Genomic DNA, 24,585 nt, shown 5'->3' with positions numbered 1-24,585 from the left:
GTCGATGCGCGTCTTACAGCACGTAGATGCCGTTCACGTAACGCGAACGCTGCGTCACAAATAAGTTGACGTAACTTCCGTTCGCGTCAAGGTTTCTACTGCAGGGAATTTCAGGACGTCACGTCAGATCACCTTCCAGATGCAATTTTCCAAACACGGGAAAGCATGCTGAAAGGGTAAAAGAGCCCAGGAAGGGTCTGTTTTTGGCTTTGGCAAATCCGATAGTAAACGCGATCAACTGGGCAGCAATGCCTAGTCTAACAATTTCGCGGTCTGGTCACGCATTTGTTCCAAGGCATCTATGGCTTCATCCAACTGTTTTTTCTGATTGTTCAGTTCGACAAGCTGATGTTCGGCCATTTCGATGAAGGCCTTCATCTGTGCCTGATTCCCCTGATCTTCGTAGATCAGCAGCCACTGGCGGATATCTTCCAGTGGAAATCCGTATTTCCGTCCCCGCATGATCAGCGTCATCCGAGCGCATTCCCTAGGCCCGTAAAAGCGAGTTCGGCCTTCGCGGTCAGGCTGCAGAAGTTCGATATATTCATAGTAGCGCAGGGTACGTGGAGTCACGTCAAACTCGGCGCACATCTCTTTGAATGACAAACGGTTGTCGGGCATTCCTAGTCTCCTTCGAAACAGCGTAGGACGTGGCGACTTCAAGCGCAACAGGCGGGCTTGCTCTTTTGCTAGCCTGACGCTCATAAAGGGAGAAACAGAGAGGACACAAGTAGATGGTCGACAAAGCTGCTATAGCACGACAGTTTATTGAGGCCATTCCGCATGCCAAAGCTTTGGGTTTGACACTCACCAAAATGGGTAATGGCGAGGCCGAGATTTCGATGCCCTACAAGGCCGAACTGATTGGTGATCCACGCACGGGTGTGATCCATGGCGGGGCGGTTTTTGCCCTGCTTGACACCTGCTGCGGTTCCGCGGTCATGTGCCATCCTTCTTCGCCCGGCGCCACCGCGACAATAGATCTGCGGATAGACTACATGCGCCCGGCGACGCCAGGGCAGAGCATTACGACACATGCTGTCTGTTATCACATCACCAGAAACGTGGCCTTTGTCCGCGCAACTGCGATGGATGAGGACAAGGACCTGCCCGTGGCAACCGCCACCGGTTCATTCACAGTGGAGAGCCGATGATGTCACGACCTCGGCCCGAAGCCATGCAGCTTATCGAACAGCGTCGCGATGCAGCACTGAAGGCAATCGTGGATGGTGTTCCATATATTCAGTTTCTCGGAATCGAATTTGACCGGCGGGGAAATGAGTTGACCGGGGTACTGAACTTTGACCAAAAGCTGATCGGAAACCCGATGCTTCCGGCGCTTCATGGTGGTGTGACGGCTGCCTTTCTGGAAGTAACCGCGGTTATCACCCTGAGTTGGGAGTATTTCTTTCCCCGGATCGAAAACGGCGAATTGGATGCCAGCACGGTCTTTCAAGATGAAACCATCATGTTTCCAAAAACAGTCGATTTCACCGTTGATTACCTGCGATCGGGCTTGCCTCGGGATGCCTATGCGCGTGCCTTTGTTCGCCGATTAGGGCGCCGGTATGCGTCGGTTCGTGTCGAAGCGTGGCAGGACAATCATCAGCGTCCTTTCGCACAGGCCAGCGGGCATTTTCTGATGCCGCAGTCCAAATCGAAAGCTGAGTAGATTTCCATGCAAGACGCCTCGGCACCCATCACGCACAGGCGCGTGCTTAAAATTGCAGCGCCCATCGTTCTGTCGAATGCCACGGTTCCGATCCTTGGGGCCGTGGATACTGGCGTAGTCGGGCAGATGGGTCTGGCTGCGCCGATTGGGGCTGTTGGGATGGGGGCCGTGATTCTGGCCTCGATCTACTGGATATTCGGCTTTCTGAGGATGGGGACCACCGGCCTGGCGGCGCAGGCGCGCGGGGCAGGTGACACTGCAGAAACCGGTGCGCTGCTGATGCGGGGCATATTGCTGGGCAGTGCGGCAGGTATGGTTTTCATATTGGCCCAGGTCCTTTTGTTCAAAGGGGCTTTTGCCCTTTCCCCCGCCAGCCCCGAGGTTGAGGCGCTGACCCGCGACTATTTGCAGATACGCATCTGGGGTGCGCCGGCAACGATTGCGCTGTTCGCCATCACTGGCTGGTTGATTGCGATTGAACGTACGCGTGGGGTCTTTGTCCTGCAGGTCTGGATGAACGGGCTGAATATTCTCCTGGATCTGTGGTTTGTGCTTGGTCTGGGTTGGGGCGTCGAGGGGGTGGCCATCGCGACGCTCATCGCCGAGTGGAGCGGGCTGGCACTAGGTCTCTGGCTGTGCCGCAGTGCTTTTACCGGGAATCAATGGCGTGACTGGCCGCGAATTTTTGATCCCACGCGTCTGCGTCGGATGATGCAGGTGAATGGTGACATCATGGTCCGTTCGGTATTGCTGACCGGCGCCTTTACCACATTCCTCTTCGTCGGGTCGGATCTGGGGGATGTTAATCTGGCAGCCAATCAGGTCTTGCTGCAGTTTCTCGAGATTACCGCCTTTGCACTGGATGGGTTCGCCTTTTCCGCCGAAGCACTGGTCGGCGGCGCCATTGGCGCGCGGGATCGGCATCAGGTGCGCCGAGCCGCGGCCATGGCTTCGCAATGGGGGGTAGGGGGTGCATTTGTACTTGGTGCGGTTTTCTATCTGGCCGGGCCAGCGTTGATCGACCTGATGTCAACTGCACCTGAGGTGCGACTAGCCGCACGCGAGTATCTGGTCTGGGCGGCGCTGGCGCCGGTGATCGGTGTGGCAAGCTGGATGTTTGACGGCATCTACATAGGCGCGACCTGGACGCGCGCAATGCGCAATGCGATGATCCATTCGGTTGCGATTTATGTTTTGGCCCTGTTCATATTGGTGCCTGCGCTCGGCAATCACGGCCTTTGGGCCGCGCTGATGATCTTGAACATCGCGCGTGCCTGCACGCTGGGATGGCGGTACCCCAAGCTTGAGGCTTTGGTCGCCTAAAGAAGGTCCAGAAGGGATTCAGTAGGGCGACCAATGGCTGCGTTGTCCCCTTTGATTGCAAGCGGACGCTCGATCAAAACCGGATGGGCCGCCATTGCTGTGATCAGGTCATCCTGAGCGGTATTCTTGGTTAGGCCCAGTTCCTTGAACAGCTTTTCGCTAGTCCGCATCAGGTCGATGGCGGGGATATCAAGGCGTGTAAGTACGGCCCGGATTTCGTCTGCCGAGGGCGTATCCTCAAGGTATTTGCGAATTTCGACCTGCGCTCCGTTTTCCTCAAGCAAAGCGAGCCCTGCGCGAGACTTAGAGCATCTGGGATTGTGCCAGTATTCGATCATATCCAGTCCTGTCTTTTGCTTCCAACGGCCTGCGCAACTGTTTCAAACCCGTCGCGCGCCAGAAAGTCATCCAAGCCTCGCGCGATTTCCGCCGCAAGTGAGATACCACCGAAAACCATCGCGGTGTAGAATTGCACGGCCGAAGCACCGGCGCATATCTTGGCATAGGCCTGTTCTGCTGTGCTGATGCCACCAACGCCGATCAACGGAATCTGACCGTCGGTCAAATGGCTAAACCGGGCAAGAACGCGGGTGGATTTTTCGAACAAAGGCGCGCCGGACAGGCCGCCTGCTTCGTCTTTGTGTGCGCTGCGCAACCCATCGCGCGACAAAGTGGTGTTCGAGGCGATGACCGCATCAACGCCCGATTCATGGGCCACTTCGGCGATATCCCGCAGCTCATCCTCGGTCAGATCGGGGGCGATCTTGAGGAATACTGGTAGAGGGCGCATTAGGGTGTTTCGGGTTTCGATCACGCCGCTCAACAGAGCGCTCAGCGCCGCTTTGCCTTGCAAATCCCGCAGCTTTTCAGTGTTCGGAGATGACACGTTGACCGTAGCGAAATCCAGATGCGCCCCACAATGGGCCAGTACCTTGGCAAAGTCGCCGGGCCGATCATCGCTGTCTTTGTTCGCGCCAAGGTTCAGTCCGATCACCGCATCCCTGGGGCGCGCCGCCAGACGACGGGCCATGGCCTCCATCCCTTCGTTGTTAAAACCAAAGCGGTTGATGGCAGCCTGGTCTTCGGTCAGGCGGAACAGGCGCGGCCTGGGATTGCCGGGCTGCGGGCGTGGGGTAACGGCACCGACTTCGATGAACCCAAACCCGGCGCGAGACAAGGGGCCAAGAACCTCTCCGTTCTTGTCGAACCCAGCTGCCAGACCAACCGGATTGGGCAGATCCAGCCCGGCGAATTTGGTCCGCAAACGCGGCGAGGTGACCGGCCCCGGCGCAGGCGTAAGCCCCGCTTTCAGGGCCTTGATCGACAGGGTATGTGCGGTTTCCGGATCCAGCCGGTGCAGGGCAGCCAGCCCCAGCTTTTCAGTCAGTTTCATCCAAACATTTCTCCGCCTTCGGTCGGCGCGCACCGGATCAGGCGAGAGGTCCTCACCGCAGCCTGACGATGCACGACCGCCTGTTTGTAATCAGGGTCGGATATCATTTCCAGAAAGGCATGGGCCGATGGGTAACGCGCGATAAATACCGCGTCCCATAGCTCATCCTTTGGGCCAATCAACGTAGTCTGAAACGCGCCGCGCCAAATGATCTTTGCCCCAAGGCGGGCAATGATTGGCCCGGTTTCGATCCCATAATTTCGATAAGCCTGAGCGCCCGACAGACCGCTTTTGGCCAGTTCGTGCCCCGATGGATATTCGGCCCGGTCGCGGAACCTCACCAGGTTCAGCATCTCAATAGGCTGGTCACGATCCAGTACCTTGAAGGCCTCAAACTGGGCGCGATCCGGGTCGATATACCCCGTCATTTCATGTCGTCCGGGAAGCGATGCGCCTTGCCGTCAAAGGGCAGGGGGCAAGACCAGATAATGTCGGTCATACGGATTTGACGGTAGAGATGCGGAAACAGAGCCTCCCCCCGCGAAACCTCCCACTTCAGGTCCTCGCCCATCGCGTCAGCATCGCAGGCCAACAGCGTCAAACCTTCGGCGCCAGCAAAATGCTTGGCAGCGGTTTCCGCAGCTTGTTCAGCTGTGGAAAAGTGGACAAAACCGTCCAAAACATCAATCGGAGCACCATCCGTGGCGCCATCGGTCTGCAGCGCCGTCCATTCGTTGGCGCGGAAAATCTTGTAAATCAGCATAGAACGGTCATGCCCCGCGCTGCGGCTAGATTCAAGCCGGATTTCCCCCTTTGACTCTTTGCTGAAGGCGGCGCAACATCTTGGCAATTAACAAAGGGAGTTAAAATATGTTCACCCGTTTCCTAGCCTCGGCTGCTGTGCTGGGTTTGACTGCAGGAATGGCCGCCGCCGAATATAAACTGACCATTCTGCACACCAACGACTTTCATTCGCGTATCGAGCCGATCAACAAATATGACAGCGGCTGTAGTTCAGATGACAACGCCGAAGGTAAGTGTTTTGGCGGATCTGCCCGTCTCGTGACAGCAGTGGAAGAAGCCCGCGGACGTGCCGAAAACTCGATCCTGGTAGATGGCGGCGATCAATTTCAGGGCTCGTTGTTCTATACCTATTACAAGGGCAAGGTCGCGGCCGAGTTCATGAACAAACTGGGCTATAACGCTATGACCGTGGGCAACCACGAATTCGATGATGGCCCGGAAGTCCTGCGCGGGTTTATCGACACGGTTGATTTCCCGGTGCTGATGTCGAACGCGGATTTTTCCGGCGAAGAATTGCTGAACGGCAAGATCAAAAAGTCTACAGTGATTGAAGTCGGCGGAGAAAAAGTCGGCCTTGTTGGCCTGACGCCGGAAGACACGCATGAACTGGCCTCTCCTGGCCCGAACATCACATTCTCGGACCCGGTTCCCGCGGTTCAGGCCGAAGTGGACAAGCTAACCGCGGAAGGCGTGAACAAGATCATCGTTCTCAGCCATTCGGGATATGCTGTCGACCAGCGTGTTGCACAGGAAACGACCGGCGTTGACGTAATTGTAGGTGGGCATTCCAATACATATTTGTCCAACGTTTCCGACAAGGCTGTTGGTCCCTATCCGACAGTGGTCGATGGCGTGCAGATCATTCAGGCCTATGCCTATGGCAAATTCCTGGGCGAGCTGAATGTCACTTTTGATGACGACGGAAATGTTGTCGCGGCGGCTGGCGAGCCGCTGATCATGGACAACAACGTGGCCGAAGATCAGGCCTCGCTGGACCGTATCGCGGAACTGGCCGCTCCTTTGGACGAAATCCGCAATAAGGTCGTGGCCAGCACGTCTGAGGCGATTGAGGGTGACCGTTCGATCTGTCGTGTTCAGGAGTGTCAGATGGGCAATTTGGTCGCTGATGCCATGCTTGCGCGGGTTGCTGATCAGGGCGTTCATATCGCGATTGCGAACTCTGGCGGCCTGCGCGCTTCGATTGACCCTGGCGATGTGACCATGGGTGAAGTTCTGACCGTGCTGCCGTTCCAGAATACGCTTTCAACCTTTGAGATCAGCGGACAAGGCATCGTTGACGCGCTTGAAAACGGCGTGAGCCAGGTAGAAGAGGTCAAGGGCCGCTTTCCGCAGGTTGCCGGTCTGACCTTTGTTTGGGACGCATCGGTGGCACCAAACGAAGGGCGCATATCAGAGGTCATGGTATCCAACGGCGATGGGCTTACCCCGATTGATCCGGCGGCAACTTACCTTGTCGTTACCAATAATTACGTCAGAAATGGCGGTGACGGGTACAGTATGTTCGAAGGCGACGATAAAAATGCCTATGACTTTGGCCCGGATCTGGCGGATGTCACGGCGGAATACCTAGCCGAAAACGCGCCTTACCAGCCTTATTTGGACGGTCGCATCAAGCAAAAGTAAGGCGACCAGAGCGAAACGAAAAGGGCCGCACCTTGGGATGCGGCCCTATTTCATTCAGCTAACCTTCAGCCTTGATCAATATCGTATTCCGGCCAAAGCCCTGTATCAAAACCCTCAAGCATGGGCTGGATATGTTCCGACACAGATCGCCATCCCCCAATGGATTTGGTTGAGATTTTGTTGCGAACCTGGTCGATACTGGCAGTCCGGACCTGTTTGGTATTCTCTTCCGGATGCATCATCGTCTCGGTCCATTCGAGGTCGCAGAAAGCGGCGACCTGCTTGCTATAGGTTTCGGGGTCCGCGACAAGCTTTTCATATGGAACGGTCAGGATCTTGTCGCCAAAAACAGCATCCCAATGCGCCATATAGCGACGATACAGGTTGGCAGAATGGGCAATGGTTTCAAGATTCGAGGCATAGTTCATGCCCCCCGCAGGGAACCGGCGGATCCATTTCGAAAGACCGACATCGCGCGGATCACGCAGCATGTTTATTATCTTGGCGTTTGGGAATGCTGACAACAGGAAGCCGACCCGCTGAAAATTGTGGGGCATCTTGTCAACAAAAGCGGTTGAGCCATCGGGGATCGGCGGCATCAACTCTCGGAACTCTTTGGCATATTTCGCTGCGGCAGTGGAATCGAAGGTCTTGCGATGTTGTGCGTAGTCGCGCGAAAGATCGGCCCCAACCGTCAGTTCGCCGCAGCCAGCAATGTCTGGCGCGGAGCTCAGCATCATTTCCATGAGCGTCGTGCCAGAGCGCGGCTGGCCCAGAACGAAGATCGGAACCGGCTGATCGGTTTGTTCGGACCAAGGAACTCTTCCCCCTACAGGGAACAGGCCAGTGATACGTTCGAACTTCTGTTCTTCCGCCTCTAAATCATAGGGTTTGACATTGTGTTGGATGGCATTGGCACGTGCAAATTGCGGCAGTGCTGCGCCAAGGCTATCGGCTTTTTGGATCAGGTGGGCCTTGGCAAATTCCAGTTCCGACAGCTCGTGTACGCTTTCGGATATCGCTGCTTCTACCGCCTGCATCAGTTTCGGGGCGTCCTCTTTGCTGGACATTGTCGAAAGCTGAAGAAGGGTGGCAACATGGAAAGGTTCTTTGGCGTAGATGCCCTGCAGAATATTGGCGCATCCCTTTTTGTCGCCACTCTGGTGCAGATTTACGGCTTTTTGAAAGGCTATCTTTTCGTTGTCCGGTGCCAATTCATACGCCTTGGTTATATCGCGTGAGTTGTGCTCGATATAACCGATGCGGCCATAGGCGCGGGCACGAGTCGACAACAGGCTGACATTTTCAGGGTCGCTTTGAAGTTTTTTGGTCACGTGATCAATGATCAGGCGCCAATTCTGTCCTTTCAGCGTAATCTCATCAATGACCCGGTTCAGTTCCTTGCTGGCTGGGAATTTTTCGGCCTTGAGTTCGGCATATTCCAAGGCTTTGGCCATCTGGCCGGTTTGCATAAGAGCATTGGCGAGGTTTTCGACGAATTGCGGATCGTCAGGTTTCATCCGCGCGGCTTCGACAAAATGCGGGATCGACCTTTTATACTGTTTCATCTCGGTCAGAACAAAACCGGAAATGGCATGAAAATCCGAGTCGGTCGGAAACTTTTTTACGCCAAGTTGAGCCTTTTTCAGCGCAGCCTGGAATTTGCCTTCTTCCAGCGCTGCGACAGCTTTGACTTTTAAGGTTTTCGCCGTTTGATTTTGCATATGACCCCGTGAGAACCTGTGCCTGTAGAAAACGATTGTTGAAAGTTCATTACCTATGTGCGGACGGTTTGCAATAACCCTTCCAAATGATGCCATGGCCCAGTTGTTTTCTGCGCGCCCGGCCAATGCTCTGCCTGTTGTCCCGAATTTCAACGTTTGTCCGACATGTCAGGTGCATGTGGTCAGGGCAGGCGAAACCGGGCGTCAGTTGGATGCCTTGCGTTGGGGGTTTTTACCACACTGGTACAAGTCCAAAACCGCTGGGCCATTGTTGATCAATGCCCGCGCCGAAACGCTAGCTGAAAAACCGGCTTTCAGGGCTGCCTGCAGAGAACGCAGATGTCTGATCGTTGCCAGCGGGTTTTATGAATGGACCAAAACCGAGAGCGGAGACCGGCTGCCCTGGTATATTTTCAGAAAAGACGGGGCCCCGATTGCTTTTGGCGGGGTATGGCAAGATTGGGGACCCGAGGGCGACAAGAAGGGAACATGCGCAATCGTTACGACACCAGCGAACCGCAATCTGGGCAGAATTCATCACCGCATGCCCCTGATTGTTGATCCCGAAAACTGGCCGTTATGGTTGGGTGAAATGGGCAAAGGGGCTGCGCGGCTGCTGTCTCCGGGGCAGGAAGATCTTCTTGGCTTTCATCGTGTCGATCCGGGCGTCAATTCCAATCGGGCCAGTGGACCGACGCTTGTCGATCCCATCGCAGGTTGACACCGTGCCTTTCCATCCGGTTCAACGCGGGTTAGATCGTTGACATGGTTCTGAAAATCACCAGCCTTCAGCAGTTATACGCGCATGAGTTCGACACAACCATAGACGTGCGCAGCCCGGCTGAATTTGCCGAGGATCATTTGCCCGGATCTATCAACCTGCCAGTTCTGGATAACGACGAACGGGCGCGCGTCGGGACGATCTATGTCCAGGAAAGCCCGTTTCTGGCCCGCAAGCTGGGGGCGGCTCTGGTTTTCAGGAATGCGGCCAACCACATTGAACACAGCCTGTCCCATCACGAAGGGGGGTGGAAACCCCTTGTATATTGCTGGCGCGGTGGGCAGAGATCTGGTTCGTTTACCTGGATGCTACAACAGATTGGCTGGCGGGCCGAGGTTGTCGAGGGCGGCTATCGGGCTTATCGCCGCTTGGTGAGCCGGTATCTGTATGACGATCCGTTGCCGTTTCAATTCGTCCTTCTGGATGGGTATACGGGCACAGCAAAGACCGAGCTGCTTACACACCTTCAGGAACGTGGTGTCCAGGTTCTGGATCTCGAAGGGCTTGCCAATCACCGGGGGTCGTTGCTGGGGGCAATACCGGGCGGACAACCCAGTCAAAAGGCATTCGAATCCGCGCTGGCCGCAGAACTTTGTGGTTTTGACCCCACCCGTCCTGTCGTAGTCGAAGCGGAATCGTCCAAAATCGGCTCTTTGATCCTGCCGCCGAGGCTTTGGTCCGCCATGTGTGCGGCCGTGCGTATTCAGATTGATGCCCCGATAGAAGCGCGCGCGGAATATCTGGTCTCGGCATATGACGATGTCCTCAGCGATGCCGAGCGGTTGAAAGATCTCCTGTCGCCGCTAAGGTCTCACCGTGGGCATGAGGTGGTGGATAGTTGGTTTGCGCTTATTGACGGGGATAACAAGTTGGCCCTTACACGGTCACTTATGGAACAGCATTACGACCCGGCTTATGCCAAGTCCGCGAGCGTACACAGCGCCGAAATTGTAGCCTCGATCCAGGTGCCCTCGCTGGCAAGTGCCGGTCTGAAAGAGGTCGCTGTGCGGGTCGAACAGGTCCTGGATCAGCTCTGAAGTTTTAAACCCGGCGTATCGTCGATCATGCCGATGATTGCTGCCGGATATCCAGCCGCACGTAGGTCTGCACACAGGCCTGGCGCGTCATCGGCTTGGACAGCGGCCAATAGCCCTCCGGCGGTTTGAGGATCGAAAAGAAGATCAGCCTTGGGTCCGTTGGCGAGTTCAGGCGCGATGGCGCGGTTGTCCTCGAAGATCGTGGACCGAACACCGCTTGCACTGAGCTCCACAGCCCCGGCCATCACGGGAACCGCATCCAGAGCAATTACCGCACCGCAGCCCGAGGCACCGCAAATACCCTGCAGATGCCCTGCCAGACCAAACCCGGTCACATCGGTCATCGCATGGGCGCTGAACAGAATGCGCGCGGCTTCGCCTTGCGGCTGAACCATGTGGCGGAACGCCTCTGCGACCCAGATGCCATTGGCCAAACCGGCCATTTCAGCGGCCATGATCACGCCGCTGCCAATCGGCTTGGTCAGGATCAAAGCGTCGCCCTTGCGGGCCCCGGACAAGATGATCGGGTCGTTTTCGCACAAGCCGGTCAGAGTGAACCCGATGGTCATCTCATCCCCCATCGAACTGTGGCCTCCGACGATTTCGGCCCCGGTTGCGCGGATGACGTCACTGGCGGTGGCCATGATTTCTGACATGGTACGTTGTTGCAGCGCGGGTGACATCCGAGGCAGAATAATCGTCGCGGTGGCGGCCTGCGGTGCCGCACCCATCGCCCAGATATCACCTAATGCGTGAATGGCCGTGATCCGTGTCATCAAAACCGGATCATTGGTAAAGCTGCGCAAATGGTCCGACGTCATCACCTGTCGCGCGCCGCCGGTGAGAAGCAAAGCCGCATCGTCACCTGAAAGCGGTATTACGTCTTGCCGATCAGGGGGCGGTAAATCAGACAGAACACTGCGCAAAGCGCGACGCCCAATCTTTGCGCCGCACCCACCGCACATGGGCTTTTCACCCAGGACTTCGGGCACGCCCAAAGCGTGGTCGCGGGGCAACTCTGCTGCTTTCATCTGCGGCAGATTCCGGAACTTATTCATGAAATTCTGGTCGATATGGTTCTTCCATTTCCACATCAACGGACCACTGAGCGAGGTTCCCAATCGCTCGGCCAATGCGGATTTCCCACCCAGCGATATCAGCTTGAGGTAATCTTTTTGCGGATAATAGGGGCGTATCTTTCCGACACCCAGTGAGGCCCGAAGATTGTCATAAAGAATCGGGGCTTCTCGGACGGCATAAACACCTGCTTTTGGTCTGGGGTTTTCTGACAGATGGGCACAATCGCCGGCTGCGAACACAAAAGGATTGCTGGACTGCAGCCTGCTATTCACCGTTATATATCCATCGTGAAGATCCAGCCCGGACTGCGCCATCCAACCATAGGGTTTGGCCCCCGCCGCCCCCGTCACGAATTCAGCCGCAATCTGGCGCCCGTCCTCCAACCGGATGTGATCCGCATGAATTTCGACGATGGCGGCCTGTTCGATCACGTCGATGCCAAGGTCAGCCATCGCATTGCGAATGATTGAGGCCGCCTTTGCGCCAATCGCGGTCAGGGCCCGAGCATTGTCGATCAGGGTCAATCGGGCGCTGCGGTTTGCGGAACGCAGAGCGTGCGCCATCGCCATGATCAACTCGACACCGGCAACACCACCACCGATCACGGCAACCGAGGCGGCGCCTGCGCCAGATTGGTACTCGGCCCACCTGGCGGCAAAAGACCCTAACGGTTTTGCGGGGACCGCATGGTCGGAAAATCCAGGCAGGGCCGGCATGTCGGATGTAATGCCAACATTAACCGAGGCTACATCATAGGCGACGGGCGGTCGGCCGGGTACATGTACCTCTTGTCGGTCAGGGTCTAACCCTTCGACGGCACCCAATATTACCCGTGCCCCGGCAAAGCGAGCCAGGCGCACCAGATCAATATCAAGATCACCCCGGCGATAATGACCGGCAACGAAACCGGGCAGCATCCCTGAATAGGGGGCTGAAGGCGCAGGGTTGATGACCGTCAGGCGCGCGCCAGGCAGAGGGTTCATCCCCCATTTTCGCAACACCAGCGCGTGCGTATGACCGCCGCCGATAAGAACCAGATCGCGGGTCAGGGGCAGCGGAGGTCTATACATAGGTATCAGGTGTTTCTGTGATCAGGAACGTCTTCGACCTGTTCGACCGCATGTGTGGCCCAGATTTTGTCCTCACCCGCGTCCGGCAGATCCTGGGGCTTTTCATGGCGGTGAATATGCCATTTGGCAATAAACAGGGCCGTGATCGGAGCAGTCAGGAACAGAAACAGCGTGATCAGCAGCTCGTGCAGAGACAGGTGATGTTCGATCAATACGGAATGGATGATTGAGGCGATCAGAACGCCACCCACTCCAAGCGTTGTCGCTTTGGTGGGGGCGTGAAGCCTGGACATCGGGTCCTTTAGCTTGATCATCCCGTACGATCCGACAAAACCAAATATGCCTGAAACAACCAGGAAGAAGGCGACCAGGAATTCGAAGATTACCGACATATCGCCCTCACTCGATGATATTGCCGCGCAGCATAAAACGCGCGTAGGCAACGGTTGAGACAAAGCCGAGCATGGCGATGATCATGGCAGCCTCGAAGAAGATTTCGGTCCCCAGAAATAGCCCGTAAAGCACCATAAGGGCGATTGTGTTGATCACCATCGTGTCCAGCGCCAGAACCCGGGTGCCCACTCCATCGGCCGTAATGATCCGCCACAGGCACATCATGATGGCTGCGCCGAAACAGGCAAAGGCAAAGTAGATTGCTAGCTCGATCATTCGAAAATCTCCTTTAGCCTGCGCTCGTATCGTTGCTTGATCTGATCCCGTACTTCGTCCGGGTTTGGCGCATCGAGGCAGTGTACCAGTAAGTTGTGACCCTGCGCGGACAGATCGCAACTGACGGTGCCGGGGGTCATGGTGATTGTCCCGGCCAGAACCGTAATCGCCTCGGGTGTGCGCAGTTCCAGTGGAATGCAGACCCAGTTCGGTTCACGGTCGGAATCCCGTTTGAACAGGATGATCCTGGCAACTGTCAAATTGGCGACAACAATGTCCCATAGAACCACCAATATGTATTCGGTGATCATCGGCCAATTCCGAAGAACGGGCCGGTCTGGCCAATACGGCTGTGTGACGAAGGGGATGATAATCCCCAGCACAAGGCCAAACACCAGTGAATTCAGCGATGGTGTGTTTGCCAGCAAAATCCACACGACCGTCAGCAGGAAAGTCAGATGCGGGTGCGGGAATATCCGGTGAAGCAGTTTTTTCATTCTTCCATCCCTAACACGGCCGAGATGTAATTTTCGGGTGCAAACAACTGTTCCGCTGTGCTGGTAGCGTAGTTCATTGCAGGCCCGGCAAACAATGTCAGCATGACCAGACCGATGATCAAAGCAAATACCGACGTAAAGGCCAACCCGGGCGAAGGTTCCGGGGCTGCCTGAAAGGCGGTCTCGCCGTCAGTTGTATCGGCTTGGTCGGTGGCCAAGCTGGCGTCATGGCTTTTCCAAAAGATCAAAGTTCCGGCGCGGGCCAGCCCTACTATGGTTACGAATGAGCCGATCAATACCACAGCCCAGACCGTATTTGCGTCTGGTGCATCTCGCGCGGCGTCCAGGACCAGCAGTTTGCCGATGAACCCAGACAGGGGCGGCATCCCGGCCAAAGCAATCGCACCAATAAAGAACAGTGCGGAAATCAGTCCGGTCTGTGCCATAGGGTGCTTTGGGGCAATTGCGCCTCCGCGCCGCTCGATCACCAGATCAGCAATCAGGAACAACAGCGCCGTCGCCAGTGTCGAATGATAAATATAGAACAAAGCGGCAGCAGTGGCCGTTTCGGTGAACAGGGAAATTGCGATCAGCAGGGTACCCATTGACGCGATGGCGCAAAAAGCCACAAGGCGCGCGATGTGTCGTGAGCCCAAAATGCCGATTGTACCAACGGCCAAAGTTACCAAAGCGGCAGGTTGCAGCCAGTTGATCACAAGATCATGCGCAACCAACACCTCGGGGCCAAAGCCAAGCGTGTACATGCGCAAGATCGAGTAGGCCCCGACCTTTGTCATGATCGCAAACAGCGCGGCAACTGGCATAGGAGCATTCGCATAGCTGGCCGGTAGCCAGAAATGCAGCGGCAGAACTGCAGCCTTAATGCAGAATACCAGCAGCAACAGGGCAGCACCCACTCTTATCAGAGCGGTGTCTTCGAGCGGAAGCTCGGCAATCCGCACTGCCATATCCGCCATGTTCAGCGTGCCGGTCACTGAATAGAGCGTGCCAAGGGCAAACAAAAACAGCGTTGAGCCCAAAAGGTTGTAGGCGACATATTGCACGCCTGCCTTTAGCCGAACGGCTCCACCGCCGTGCGTCATCAAACCGTAGGACGCGATCAGCAATACCTCGAAGAACACGAACAGGTTAAAGGCGTCACCTGTCAGAAAGGCACCGCATACGCCCATAAGCTGAAAGTGGAATAAGGGATGAAAGTGCTTGCCGCGTGCATCCCATCCGGAGGCAATCGCATAAAGCACTATCGGAAGGGCTAAAAGCGCGGTCAGCAAGACCATCATGGCAGATAACCGATCCAGCACCAGCACGATTCCAAAGGGCGCTGGCCAGTTGCCCAACTCATAGACCAGAATGTCTCCACCTGCGGCCTGTGCGGTGATTGTCAGCGCGATGCCGAGCAGGGCCACGACACCGGCGACCGAGAATATGCGCTGCAAATCAAGGTGGTACCGCAGGACCATGATGATGAACGGAGCCAGAATCGCGGGCAGGACGACTGGCGCAACGATCCAATGGTTCATGCGTCTTCTCCCGGCGCGTCCGTATTGTCATGGGCGGCCATGTCGATGTGATCATCCTTGGCCGACAGGTAGGCCGAAAGCGAGATCATCACGATCACCGCGGTCATCCCGAATGAAATCACGATGGCGGTCAGCACCAGGGCCTGCGGCAAGGGATCGGTATAGGCGACCTCTTCATATTTGTTCAGAACCGGCGGCGCGTCCAAAGCCAGCCGCCCGGTGGCAAACAAAAAGACGTTTACCGCATAGGTCAGCAGCGACAGACCCAGAATGACCGGAAAAGTCCGGCGACGCAGGATCAGGAAGATCCCGGCGGCGGTCATCACGCCAACCGCAGAGGCTACGAGCGCTTCCATCAGACCTGCTCCTTTTCTTCTTGTTCTTCTTCAGGCGGATCGTCCCGCAGCGGGTTGATATCCATCGGGAATTCCTGCGCCATGCCGGGCTGCCAGGCCAAGCGGGACAGGCTATCCAGTGCCAGCATCACCGCGCCTAAAACCGCAAGGAACACGCCGGTATCGAACAGCATGGCGGTTGCCCATTCGAACTCTTCCAGCGGCGGCCAATTCAGATATCCGAAATCGCTGGTCAGGAAGGGACGTTCATTGAACCATGCGCCAATTCCAGTTGCTGCGGCGATCAGAACGCCCCAGCCGATTGTGCCGTGGTAATAGAACCGTTGCCGTTCGATGGCCCAGGTATAGCCGCTGGCCATATATTGCATCAGATAGGCGATGGCGACGACCAGACCGGCGATGAACCCTCCACCTGGCTGGTTATGGCCGCGGAAAAAGATATAGGCCCCGACCATCAGCGCGATCGGCATCATCACTCTTGTCGCCACGACCATCATCAACGGATGAGAGTCACCCGATTGCGGCCAGTGCGGTTTACGGTTCAGCAAATACCCCCGGACATTGGTTTCCAGAACCGCCTCGGTCAGGGCAAAGATGATCAGGGCGGCAATGCCCAGAACGATGATTTCGCCGAAAGTATCAAAGCCACGGAAATCCACCAGGATCACGTTGACCACATTGGTGCCTCCGCCGCCCTTATACGAGTTGGCCAGATGGAATTCGGAAATGCTCGGGAAACCGAAATCCCGCAGCATCAACGCGTAAATCAACGCACCTGATCCGATGCCTGCCACGACCGAAATTGCCGCATCCCGCCAACGCCGCGCCGCGCTGCTGTCCCAGGGCGTGTCCGTGGGCAGGAAGTTCAGTGACAACAACAGCAGGATCATCGTCACTACCTCGACAGAAATCTGTGTCAGGGCAAGGTCGGGTGCGGACAGATAGTTGAAGGCCATCGAGACGATCAGGCCCACGACCCCGATCAGCACCAAGGACAACAGCCGGTTGCGGTGAAACCACATGATGGCCAGCGTCGCGGCGATCAGGCAGATCCAGCCAATGAACGGAATGATCTGAACGGGTAGGGGCGTGCGTGTTTCAACGCCAATAGATCCGGTTGCGAATGCGTAATATCCCAGCCCAACCGTAAAGACGATCAGGATGGCCGCATACCGGCTGAGGACACCATTATGCAGAGTATCTGTGACCCAGCGGCTGGTCGTCGTAAGCGCAGCGATCACTGCGTCAAAAATAGTTTTCGCCTCGGGTCTGGGCAGCGCATTCCAGATAAACTCACCGCGCCGATGCTGTGTCAGCAAGGCCAGGCCACCCAGTGTCGCGAACGCGGACATATACAGGGCAGGCGTAAACCCGTGCCAGAGTTTCAGCGAATAATAGGGCAGCTTCTCGCCCCCGATTACCGCACTTGAAACAACTGCCACCAGCGGACCTACGATGGCGTTGGAATAAAGACCGATCAGGACGACAAGCACGACCAGGAAAGCGGGTGCAAGCCAAAGCCCGGCCGGTGGGTCATGTGGATGGGTTGGGTAATCGTCGCGTACTGGACCAAGGAACACGTGACCAACAAAGCGGAACGAATAGGCTGCAGAGAACAAGGCCGCCAGCAGCGCCAGTCCCGGCACAAGATAATGCGAATGCAGCCAGGTTGTGTGGACCGTTTCCTCCAGCATCATCTCCTTGGACAGAAACCCGTTCAGCGGAGGTAGACCGGCCATGGAAAGTGCGGCAATCGTCCCGATGGTGAAGGTGATTGGCATCAAATGGCGCAATCCGCCCAGTCGCTTGATGTCGCGGGTCCCGGCCTCGTGATCCACGATCCCGGCGGTCATGAACAGGGCTGCTTTGAACGTCGCATGGTTGATGATGTGGAAGATGGCAGCAACGGCGGCTATCTTGGTTCCAAACCCCAGCAGCATGGTTATCAGACCCAGATGCGACACGGTCGAAAACGCCAGCAGCGCCTTGAGATCGTCTTTGAACAGGGCGATGCAGGCCCCGATCAGCATGGTTACCAGGCCGGTTGTGGCCACAATGTAGAACCACGCATCAGTACCCGCCAGAACGGGCCACATGCGGGCCATCAGGAACAACCCTGCCTTTACCATCGTGGCCGAGTGCAGATAGGCCGATACTGGCGTAGGGGCGGCCATTGCGTGTGGCAGCCAGAAATGGAAGGGGAACTGTGCCGATTTGGTGAAACACCCCAGCAAAATCAGGATCAGCGCTGGCATGTAATAGGGTGAAGACTGGATCAGCTCTTTGTTCTGGAGAATGACGCTTAGGTCATAAGAGCCAACGATATTGCCCAGGATTAGCATCCCCGCAATCATCGCCAAGCCGCCAGAGCCGGTCACAGCCAGCGCCATACGTGCGCCCTGTCGTCCCTCGGGGAGGTGTTTCCAATATCCGATCAAAAGGAATGAACTAAGCGAGGTAAGTTCCCAGAATATCAGCAAAAGCAGGATATTGTCCGACAGAACGATTCCCACCATCGCGCCCTGAAACAGCAGCAAATAGGTGTAAAACTGCCCCATCGGGTCTTCGCGCGACAGGTAGAACCGGGCGTAGAGGATGATCAGCAAACCGATGCCAAGGATCAGCAGCGCGAACAGAAACCCAAGGCCGTCCAACATGAAATTGGCGTTTAGGCCCAGTGCCGGAATCCAGTCGAACCGGGCGGTAACGACCCCGCCGCGCATCACGGTTGGGATGTGAATCAACAGCCCCATCAGCGCCAGGAAAGTGGTCAAACCAGCGGCCGAGGCTGCTGCATTTCGTCCAGCCCGGATCAAAAGGGCTGGGAATACAGCTCCGAGGAAGGGAAGGGCCGCGATGAGGAATAGGGACAACTGCGATACTCCGGTCTGGGCGGTCAAAAGTGCTATTGATTTTGTAAGGATAATTCGCGGAGTGTCCAGCGATTGCAAGCCATTCTGCCTGTTCAGGGGCCCCAAGGCAGAGGATGGTACAGGTAAAGCGGCGATGACACGAACTTGAACAGGCAGGTTAATTTCGACGCGGAACTGGATAAGCTGCTGTGATACATAGGACCGCATCGGATCAGGAGGGATTACAGTGGCTGCTGGGGCAAACCGGACACGGCGAAAGGTTCTGCTGTTTGGTGCGGCTGCTGTTCTGGGCGGTTTTGCAATCCGCGAATACCGCCTGATCCCGCAGAGCTATGCGGGCGGTCGGATCAGTGTCGGGGATGCGCATCAGCAAGCTAGGCTTGGAGATATATTTTTGGTGGACATCCGTACCCCACGCGAATGGGATGCCTCAGGCGTGGGCGAAGGCGCGCATCCCCTAGACATGCGTCGCGATGATTTTGATGAGGCGCTGCTGCAGATTGCCGGCGGAGACCACGATGCCCCAATCGCCCTGATCTGCGCACGGGGTGTGCGCTCGGCCCGGCTGAGCAACCGGCTGTCCGAGGCGGGGTTCGCAAATATCATCGACGTGCCCGAGGGTATGTTAGGCTCAGCAGCAGGGCCGGGCTGGGTCCGGGCAGGCCTGCCGGTTCAACACTATGATGGGAAAGCAGAATGATCCGAAGCTTGTTTCTGTCGGTCGGGATGGCAGTGATCGCGAATGCAGGAATGGCCGCCTGTGTCGATCAGGAAGACATGTGCGAAACGCCGTCGGGTGGGTACCATATCGAACTTCCCGAAACCGAAAACCCACCGCTGGTGGTGTTTCTGCACGGTTATGGCGGGACTGCGACCGGAACGCTGAAGAACCGCAGTATGGTTGATCCTCTGCTTGCTCGCGGATATGCGGTTATGGCACCGGAGGGGTCCGAGCGTAACGGCCGCCAAAGCTGGAATTTCTTCCCGGATTGGGAGGGGCGTGACGAAACGGCTTTTCTGCGCGAGGTGGTTCAGGATGCGTCGGACCGGTTCGGGGTCGATGATGACCGCGTCGTGTTGGGCGGGTTTTCTGCGGGGGCCTTCATGGTCTATTACCTCGCCTGCGCGGCGCCGGATACGTTTTCGGCCTATGCTCCGGTTTCAGGTGGGTTTTGGCGACCGCATCCCGAGGCCTGTGATGGCCCGGTGCGCATGTTTCACACCCATGGCTGGACCGACAATGTAGTCCCGCTGGAAGGGCGCCTTTTGGGCGGCGGTCGATTCCATCAGGGCGATATCTTTGCCGGTCTGGAAATCTGGCGGGCCGCAAACGAATGCGCCGATACCAAACCCAGCGGATTTTCCACGACCGGGCAATTCATGCGCCGCAGATGGACCGGATGCGCCGATGGCGCGATGTTGGAATTCGCACTTTTCCCCGGTGGTCACAATGTGCCGCAGGGATGGTCGGATATGATGGTAGAGTGGTACGAGGGCCTGCCGGGTGGTTGATCACTCGGCAGGGGTCATGACGGTTTTGCCTTCGACCAGGCGCTTCAATTCATCCCTGTGGAGACGGGCGGACCGGGTGATTGCCGGTTCCTGAACATCTTCTTTCATTCCGACCATGCGCCGCGCCGGTGAGGTTGAAACGCCGCTGAGTGCGGAAAGCGGGATGGCAAAGGCCAGGCTTATGGCAATCGGAGCCAGCCAGATTGAAACCAGACCCGATAGGATGCCGGCGCCCAAGGCTATACCGCTGATAGTTTCCAACGTGTGACATAAGATCAGCGTCCGCAGTCCATAGCTGCCACCATTCCGGGCCTGAGGAGACCAGCCTTTTTGAATACCAAGAATTGTCCGGAAGACGGCGATCATCTGTTGCACCATAAGGATCGGCGCATAGAGGATCGACAGGATGACTTCCGAGATGAATGAGGTCATGAACTTACCCGCGCCACCGAAATCCGCATAGCGCACACCGCTGAGGGGTAGGGCGAGCACGCCCAGCACCTTGGGGGCCAGCAACATGGCATACATGACCAGAATGATCAGCACGTGGCGGGTTTCCGACATCTCGGGCCATTGTGGGAACAGCGGATTGTCGGGGCTGAAATAATGCAGGACCGAGGCATCCTCGCCCTGACCAATCAGCGCCCACATCACCAGCAAGGCAAACCACAGCGGCGACATCAGATACCCGACTGCGCCGTGGAACATATGGAACCGCGATACAGCGCGGAAACCGGTTGAGCCCAGCAGCTTCAGGTGCTGCAAATTGCCCTGACACCAGCGCCGGTCGCGCAGCGCATGGTCGATCAGCGTGGGCGGGGTTTCCTCGTAAGAGCCCCGGATACGCGGCAGGAACCGCACGCCCCATCCGGCGCGCCGCATGAGGCCGGCCTCGACGAAATCATGGCTCATGATCAGCTTTTCCTGACCATTCATCGCGCGCAGTTTCGGCAGCCCGGCGCAGTTGGCAAACGCTTTGGTGCGGATAATCGCGTTATGGCCCCAATAGTTGCCTTCCTGACCACACCAACGGGCCAGACCTTCAGCAAAAGCGATGCCATAGACGCCATTGGCAAACTGCTGCATCCGGGCAAAGACTGACTGCGCGCCGATCAACTGAGGGTAGCTTTGAATCAGGCCTGCGCCCGGGTCGCGCGCCAGAGAATCCGTCAGGCGCAGGATGGCGCGGCCGGTCATCAGGCTGTCGGCATCCAGCACCAGCATCGCATCCCAATCCGCGCCCCAGCGGCTGACCCAATCGGCGATATTGCCGACCTTGCGGTCTGTGTTCTGTTCGCGGCGGCGGTAGTACAGCTCAAGCCCAGGGGCGAGGGTGGTGCGCAACGCCTCGACACTTGCCTGCTCTTGCGCCGCGATCTCGGGGTCGCGCGTGTCCGAGAGGATGAACATCGCATAGTGGTGCTGGCCATCCCGCGCACGCAAGTCTTCCAGCATAGTGCGGGCGTTGCCCAGCACGTTCCAGGGAACCTCGTTATAGACCGGCATAAGCAGCGCGACGCGCAATGGCTGAGGGCGGCCCTGACGTTTGGGCTGTTCCTGACGTGACAGCGAAACCATGCCCAGCAACACGGTGCAGACCGTGAAGGATATCCAGAAGAAGTTGAATGAGATCAGCGTCAGCAGAATGGCTTCGATCAGGTTGATCCCTTCGGCACCGAACCAGTCGGCCATGACCCACAGCAGGCCCAGCGTAGCCGCCATCGCGGGCGAGAACGCCAGTGCGCGCCAGAACCCCGCAGATGCACGCCTGCGCCCGGGCGCCTGCGCGTCACGGAACCCGGCGCTAAAGTTCTGCTCTGGCATCGCCAGAGGTGCGTCAGGCGGCATGATATGCAGATCGCTGCTCATGAGGTCCAACGATACAGCCAGACTTCGGAGGCAGGCTGCTTGTCCTTCAGCAGTTGCGCCCGCAGTTCCACATGGTTCCGGTCGCCCGGCTCGAAGGAAAAGGCCAACCGCAGACCGCCCGTATCGGGGTTGCGCTGCAGAACGCCTTCGGAAGTTTCCGCATGGGGCGAGTTGACAAAGATCGTCATAGCCTCTGGGTCGTCGAACAGCTCGCTGGCCTCAAAGTCGATCACGGCCAGACGGCCTTCACCAAATGTGTTGTCACCCATCGCGGTGCTGATCACGCGCGGCATCGGGGTGCGCTGTGGTTCCTCACCCCAGATCAGGCGATAGGACAGGTCCACCTGGCTGCCAGCCGCGTAGGGCTCCATCGGGCGCCAGTAGGAAACGATATTGTCATAGATCTCTTGATCAGCCGGGATTTCGACCAGAGTGACCGCGCCTTTGCCCCAATCGCCGGTTGGCTCGACCCAGAGGCCGGGGCGTTTGTGGTAACTCGCTTCAAGATCGGCATAATCCGAGAACGCGCGTTTCCGCTGCATCAGGCCAAACCCGCGCGGGTTCATGTCAACAAAGGACGAGAACTGCAGGCGGGTCGGGTTTGCCAAAGGCCGCCAAAGGACCTCGCCAGCGCCGTTGCGGATCAACAGCCCGTCGCTGTCATGCACCGCAGGGCGGAAATCGTCGAAACGGCTGTGATTGGTCTGATCGAACAGGAACATCGACGTGCCGGGTGCAATGCCGACATGGGTCAGTTCCATTCGCGGGAACAGAGTGGCCTCGACCTCCATCACGCAATCGGCGCCTGCCGTGACATTGAACCGATAGGCCCCTGTCACGCTCGGGCTGTCCATCAGGGCGTGAACCACCATATTGCGCTGACCGGGCTTGGGTCGTTCCAGCCAGAAACGAATGAATTCGGGAAATTCTTCACCATCCGGATCGCCGGTTTTAAGCGCCAGCCCCCGGGCCGACAGGCCGTAGACCTCGTGCAAGCCGATGGCGCGGAAATAGCTGGCGCCTTGGAAGACGCAGAACTCATCCGTTTTGCCAGGGCGATGCATTTCAGTCCGCAGGCGCAGGCCCGAAAAACCCAGCGTGTCGTCGACGGGCAACTGAGGAACCTCGGTCGACTTGTCAAACATCGACAGATCGAAGGCTACGGGTTTGGCCATGCCGTCTTCCACAGTCGACACCTGAACCGTGCGGGGGAAATAAAGCCCAGGGGTGAAGAAATCGACGTTGAACGGCGTCTCGGTCTCGTACCACATCGCACGATCCAGGCGGAACCGGATCGAGCGGTATTGCTCATAGGTCAGGTCCTGCCATTCCTGCGGGACCATCTCGCGCTCGGCAAAGGGCTTTGCGGCCAACTCGCGGGCCAGCGCGATCACGTCACTGCGGTCAAACGGGACCTCTCCGCCCACGGCAAAGGTGGCCGGGGCGAAGGCAAGCGCTGAAGTCGTGGCCAGAAATGCGCGACGTGTGAATTTCATTTCTTTGATTTCCAGGGTTGTGACTTAAACCACGCGGCCAAATAGGCCACGCTGATGATCATGGCAAAGCCAATCATATTAGCGACAAAGACACTGGCGACATCCCGCCCACTCAGATCGAGACCAACGCCGATAAGTCGTGCTGCCGCCATGGAAAATACGAATACGGCCAGTGACTGCTGACCCACCTTGGTGATCAGGGTCAGCACAATTTGCCAGGCTTTGGCACCTGCGCTTTGACCGGTTGCGATCAGGCGGTGGCCATGTTCGCCCGCGACGACCCAGCCCAGATAGGCCAGCGACAGGAAATGCATGTAACGGAACAGGCCGAAATCGGTCTTGTCGCGGAATTCCTTCGTGATGGGCCAGACTTTGCGGATTTCATCGGCCAAATCCGGGGCTGCGGCATTCACCCATGTGAACACTTTCCACGACCCGAAAGGCATTGAAAAGATCAGGAACAGCGCCGCTGCCCAGATCAACGTTTTTGACACCGGAGGGGCCGGGATCCAGCCGCGCATGAATGCAAAGCCTGTAAAGAACAGCAACTGCCAGCCAAAAGGGTTAAAGAACCACTGACGATCCGACCAGGGCTCGGCAGGCAGGTCCAGAACGTCGGTCTGCGCCACGAGCCAGATAGCAACGGATGTGGCTGCAACCGCCCAGAATCCGATGCGGGACAGGCCCATGAACAGCGGCATCATTGCAAGTACCACCAGATACATGGGTAGAATGTCGAAATAATTCGGCACGTAGGTCAGGGTGAACAGGCCGACGATCTGCGGCGCAGGATCATTGAAGAAATGCTGCAGGTTCAGGGACGAGATGTAGTTCTTCTCAAACAGGCCTGTTTGATTCAGCGCAGCCATCGTCATCGCGACAAAGAAGAACAGGCCGATATGCGCCCAGTAAACCTGCCAGATCCGGTATGATACCCGCGCAGTGCCCATCCACCAGCCCTTGCGCAGGAACGCGCCGCCAAAGGCGATGGCCGAGGCCATGCCCGAACAAAAAACAAAAATCTCGGTTGCATCCGAAAAACCAAACCGGGCAGGGATCCACTTGGCCCAGGGGTCGTTGGGAATATGCGCAATCAGGATGATGAACATCGCAATTCCGCGATAGAAATCCAGACGCGGGTCGCGCGTACTAACAAGGGCGGCCGAGGTGGCTGCCACAGGTGCAAAATCAGAAGCGGGCGATAGAGTCGCCATACGAGTTCTGTCCTTCTTCAGTCTTTTTGT

Annotated in this window: 24 protein-coding genes; 8 read left to right on the top strand and 16 right to left on the bottom strand. The window is 57.2% G+C overall.

Translation table 11 applies throughout. From position 1 onward, the window contains the following. Positions 1-252 precede the first annotated feature (252 nt). Complete coding sequence (locus AC2FLE_RS07080; protein ID WP_142632819.1) at positions 253-621, bottom strand: MerR family transcriptional regulator; 369 nt, start codon at positions 619-621, stop codon at positions 253-255. Positions 622-734: 113 nt separating this feature from the next. Between AC2FLE_RS07080 and AC2FLE_RS07075 the strand changes: the two genes are divergently transcribed. Genes AC2FLE_RS07075 through AC2FLE_RS07065 form a run of 3 tightly spaced genes read left to right on the top strand, consistent with a single transcriptional unit; the run spans position 735 to position 2,995 of the window. Continuing rightward, positions 735-1,154: a PaaI family thioesterase gene (locus AC2FLE_RS07075; RefSeq protein ID WP_142632821.1), complete on the top strand. Its 420-nt coding sequence runs from the start codon at positions 735-737 to the stop codon at positions 1,152-1,154. After that, positions 1,154-1,672: a PaaI family thioesterase gene (locus AC2FLE_RS07070; protein ID WP_271948008.1), complete on the top strand. Its 519-nt coding sequence runs from the start codon at positions 1,154-1,156 to the stop codon at positions 1,670-1,672. Before AC2FLE_RS07075 ends, AC2FLE_RS07070 begins: the two co-directional genes overlap by 1 nt. A gap of 6 nt (positions 1,673-1,678) precedes the next feature. Then, the gene (locus AC2FLE_RS07065) at positions 1,679-2,995 is read left to right on the top strand and encodes an MATE family efflux transporter (RefSeq protein WP_496696036.1); all 1,317 of its coding nucleotides are present in this window, start codon (positions 1,679-1,681) and stop codon (positions 2,993-2,995) included. Here AC2FLE_RS07065 and arsC read toward each other — a convergent pair. From arsC to AC2FLE_RS07045, 4 genes are read right to left on the bottom strand one after another with little or no spacing between them, the layout of a single operon-like run. After that, a complete protein-coding gene (gene arsC, locus AC2FLE_RS07060; protein ID WP_496696034.1) occupies positions 2,992-3,333 on the bottom strand; it encodes an arsenate reductase (glutaredoxin) in 342 nt (113 codons plus the stop codon). The two genes, AC2FLE_RS07065 and arsC, sit on opposite strands and share 4 nt — an antisense overlap. After that, positions 3,330-4,388, bottom strand: a complete 1,059-nt coding sequence (locus tag AC2FLE_RS07055) for a quinone-dependent dihydroorotate dehydrogenase (protein ID WP_496696032.1) — start codon at positions 4,386-4,388, stop codon at positions 3,330-3,332. The genes arsC and AC2FLE_RS07055 overlap by 4 nt, the downstream gene beginning before the upstream one ends. Further along, positions 4,385-4,816 carry a DUF1330 domain-containing protein gene (locus tag AC2FLE_RS07050; protein WP_496696030.1) on the bottom strand — a complete coding sequence of 144 codons (432 nt, stop codon included), beginning with the start codon at positions 4,814-4,816 and terminating at the stop codon, positions 4,385-4,387. The genes AC2FLE_RS07055 and AC2FLE_RS07050 overlap by 4 nt, the downstream gene beginning before the upstream one ends. After that, entirely contained in the window at positions 4,813-5,151 is a 339-nt protein-coding gene (locus tag AC2FLE_RS07045) for a DUF952 domain-containing protein (protein WP_496696028.1), read from the bottom strand. The genes AC2FLE_RS07050 and AC2FLE_RS07045 overlap by 4 nt, the downstream gene beginning before the upstream one ends. Positions 5,152-5,258: 107 nt before the next feature. Here AC2FLE_RS07045 and AC2FLE_RS07040 point away from each other — a divergent pair, with 107 nt between their 5' ends. Next, on the top strand, positions 5,259-6,836 hold the full coding sequence (locus AC2FLE_RS07040) for a bifunctional metallophosphatase/5'-nucleotidase (RefSeq protein WP_496696026.1): 1,578 nt from the start codon (positions 5,259-5,261) through the stop codon (positions 6,834-6,836). Positions 6,837-6,901: 65 nt separating this feature from the next. Here AC2FLE_RS07040 and AC2FLE_RS07035 read toward each other — a convergent pair whose 3' ends face one another. After that, positions 6,902-8,560, bottom strand: coding sequence for a tetratricopeptide repeat-containing sulfotransferase family protein (locus tag AC2FLE_RS07035; RefSeq protein ID WP_496696025.1), 1,659 nt, complete (start codon positions 8,558-8,560; stop codon positions 6,902-6,904). A 55-nt stretch (positions 8,561-8,615) separates the two neighbouring features. Between AC2FLE_RS07035 and AC2FLE_RS07030 the strand changes: the two genes are divergently transcribed. Next, positions 8,616-9,281, top strand: coding sequence for an SOS response-associated peptidase (locus tag AC2FLE_RS07030; RefSeq protein WP_496696023.1), 666 nt, complete (start codon positions 8,616-8,618; stop codon positions 9,279-9,281). A 44-nt stretch (positions 9,282-9,325) separates the two neighbouring features. After that, the gene (gene mnmH / locus AC2FLE_RS07025) at positions 9,326-10,378 is read left to right on the top strand and encodes a tRNA 2-selenouridine(34) synthase MnmH (RefSeq protein WP_496696021.1); all 1,053 of its coding nucleotides are present in this window, start codon (positions 9,326-9,328) and stop codon (positions 10,376-10,378) included. Here the strand turns inward: mnmH and selD are convergent. The 7 genes from selD to AC2FLE_RS06990 are packed head-to-tail and all read right to left on the bottom strand — an operon-like array spanning position 10,369 to position 18,464. Continuing rightward, positions 10,369-12,528 (bottom strand): selenide, water dikinase SelD, encoded by a 2,160-nt coding sequence (gene selD, locus AC2FLE_RS07020; protein ID WP_496696019.1) that lies wholly within the window; start codon positions 12,526-12,528, stop codon positions 10,369-10,371. The genes mnmH and selD overlap by 10 nt on opposite strands. A 5-nt stretch (positions 12,529-12,533) precedes the next feature. Next, positions 12,534-12,920 carry a Na+/H+ antiporter subunit G gene (locus AC2FLE_RS07015; RefSeq protein WP_142632844.1) on the bottom strand — a complete coding sequence of 129 codons (387 nt, stop codon included), beginning with the start codon at positions 12,918-12,920 and terminating at the stop codon, positions 12,534-12,536. Positions 12,921-12,927: 7 nt separating this feature from the next. Beyond that, on the bottom strand, positions 12,928-13,197 hold the full coding sequence (locus tag AC2FLE_RS07010) for a K+/H+ antiporter subunit F (protein WP_142632846.1): 270 nt from the start codon (positions 13,195-13,197) through the stop codon (positions 12,928-12,930). Then, a complete protein-coding gene (locus AC2FLE_RS07005; RefSeq protein WP_496696016.1) occupies positions 13,194-13,694 on the bottom strand; it encodes a Na+/H+ antiporter subunit E in 501 nt (166 codons plus the stop codon). Before AC2FLE_RS07005 ends, AC2FLE_RS07010 begins: the two co-directional genes overlap by 4 nt. After that, a complete protein-coding gene (locus tag AC2FLE_RS07000) occupies positions 13,691-15,235 on the bottom strand; it encodes a monovalent cation/H+ antiporter subunit D (protein WP_496696014.1) in 1,545 nt (514 codons plus the stop codon). Before AC2FLE_RS07000 ends, AC2FLE_RS07005 begins: the two co-directional genes overlap by 4 nt. After that, the gene (locus tag AC2FLE_RS06995) at positions 15,232-15,591 is read right to left on the bottom strand and encodes a Na+/H+ antiporter subunit C (protein WP_142632852.1); all 360 of its coding nucleotides are present in this window, start codon (positions 15,589-15,591) and stop codon (positions 15,232-15,234) included. The genes AC2FLE_RS07000 and AC2FLE_RS06995 overlap by 4 nt, the downstream gene beginning before the upstream one ends. After that, the gene (locus AC2FLE_RS06990; protein WP_496696012.1) at positions 15,591-18,464 is read right to left on the bottom strand and encodes a monovalent cation/H+ antiporter subunit A; all 2,874 of its coding nucleotides are present in this window, start codon (positions 18,462-18,464) and stop codon (positions 15,591-15,593) included. Before AC2FLE_RS06990 ends, AC2FLE_RS06995 begins: the two co-directional genes overlap by 1 nt. Before the next feature lie 226 nt (positions 18,465-18,690). Between AC2FLE_RS06990 and AC2FLE_RS06985 the strand changes: the two genes are divergently transcribed. Together AC2FLE_RS06985 and AC2FLE_RS06980 are read left to right on the top strand one after the other, a co-directional pair. Beyond that, positions 18,691-19,164 (top strand): rhodanese-like domain-containing protein, encoded by a 474-nt coding sequence (locus AC2FLE_RS06985; RefSeq protein ID WP_496696010.1) that lies wholly within the window; start codon positions 18,691-18,693, stop codon positions 19,162-19,164. Next, positions 19,161-19,976: a CE1 family esterase gene (locus AC2FLE_RS06980; protein WP_496696008.1), complete on the top strand. Its 816-nt coding sequence runs from the start codon at positions 19,161-19,163 to the stop codon at positions 19,974-19,976. Before AC2FLE_RS06985 ends, AC2FLE_RS06980 begins: the two co-directional genes overlap by 4 nt. Here the strand turns inward: AC2FLE_RS06980 and mdoH are convergent, their stop codons facing one another. Genes mdoH through AC2FLE_RS06965 form a run of 3 tightly spaced genes read right to left on the bottom strand, consistent with a single transcriptional unit; the run spans position 19,977 to position 24,555 of the window. Next, a complete protein-coding gene (gene mdoH / locus AC2FLE_RS06975; protein WP_496696006.1) occupies positions 19,977-21,845 on the bottom strand; it encodes a glucans biosynthesis glucosyltransferase MdoH in 1,869 nt (622 codons plus the stop codon). Then, positions 21,842-23,341, bottom strand: coding sequence for an OpgD/OpgG family glucan biosynthesis protein (locus AC2FLE_RS06970; protein WP_496696005.1), 1,500 nt, complete (start codon positions 23,339-23,341; stop codon positions 21,842-21,844). Before AC2FLE_RS06970 ends, mdoH begins: the two co-directional genes overlap by 4 nt. After that, a complete protein-coding gene (locus AC2FLE_RS06965; RefSeq protein ID WP_496696003.1) occupies positions 23,338-24,555 on the bottom strand; it encodes an OpgC family protein in 1,218 nt (405 codons plus the stop codon). The genes AC2FLE_RS06970 and AC2FLE_RS06965 overlap by 4 nt, the downstream gene beginning before the upstream one ends. Positions 24,556-24,585: the final 30 nt, after the last annotated feature.

The sequence above is a fragment of the Ruegeria sp. CDSA077 genome, from assembly GCF_059612265.1.
Note: the sequence above shows the minus strand (reverse complement) of the source record. Positions and strands in the feature narration are given on the sequence as shown.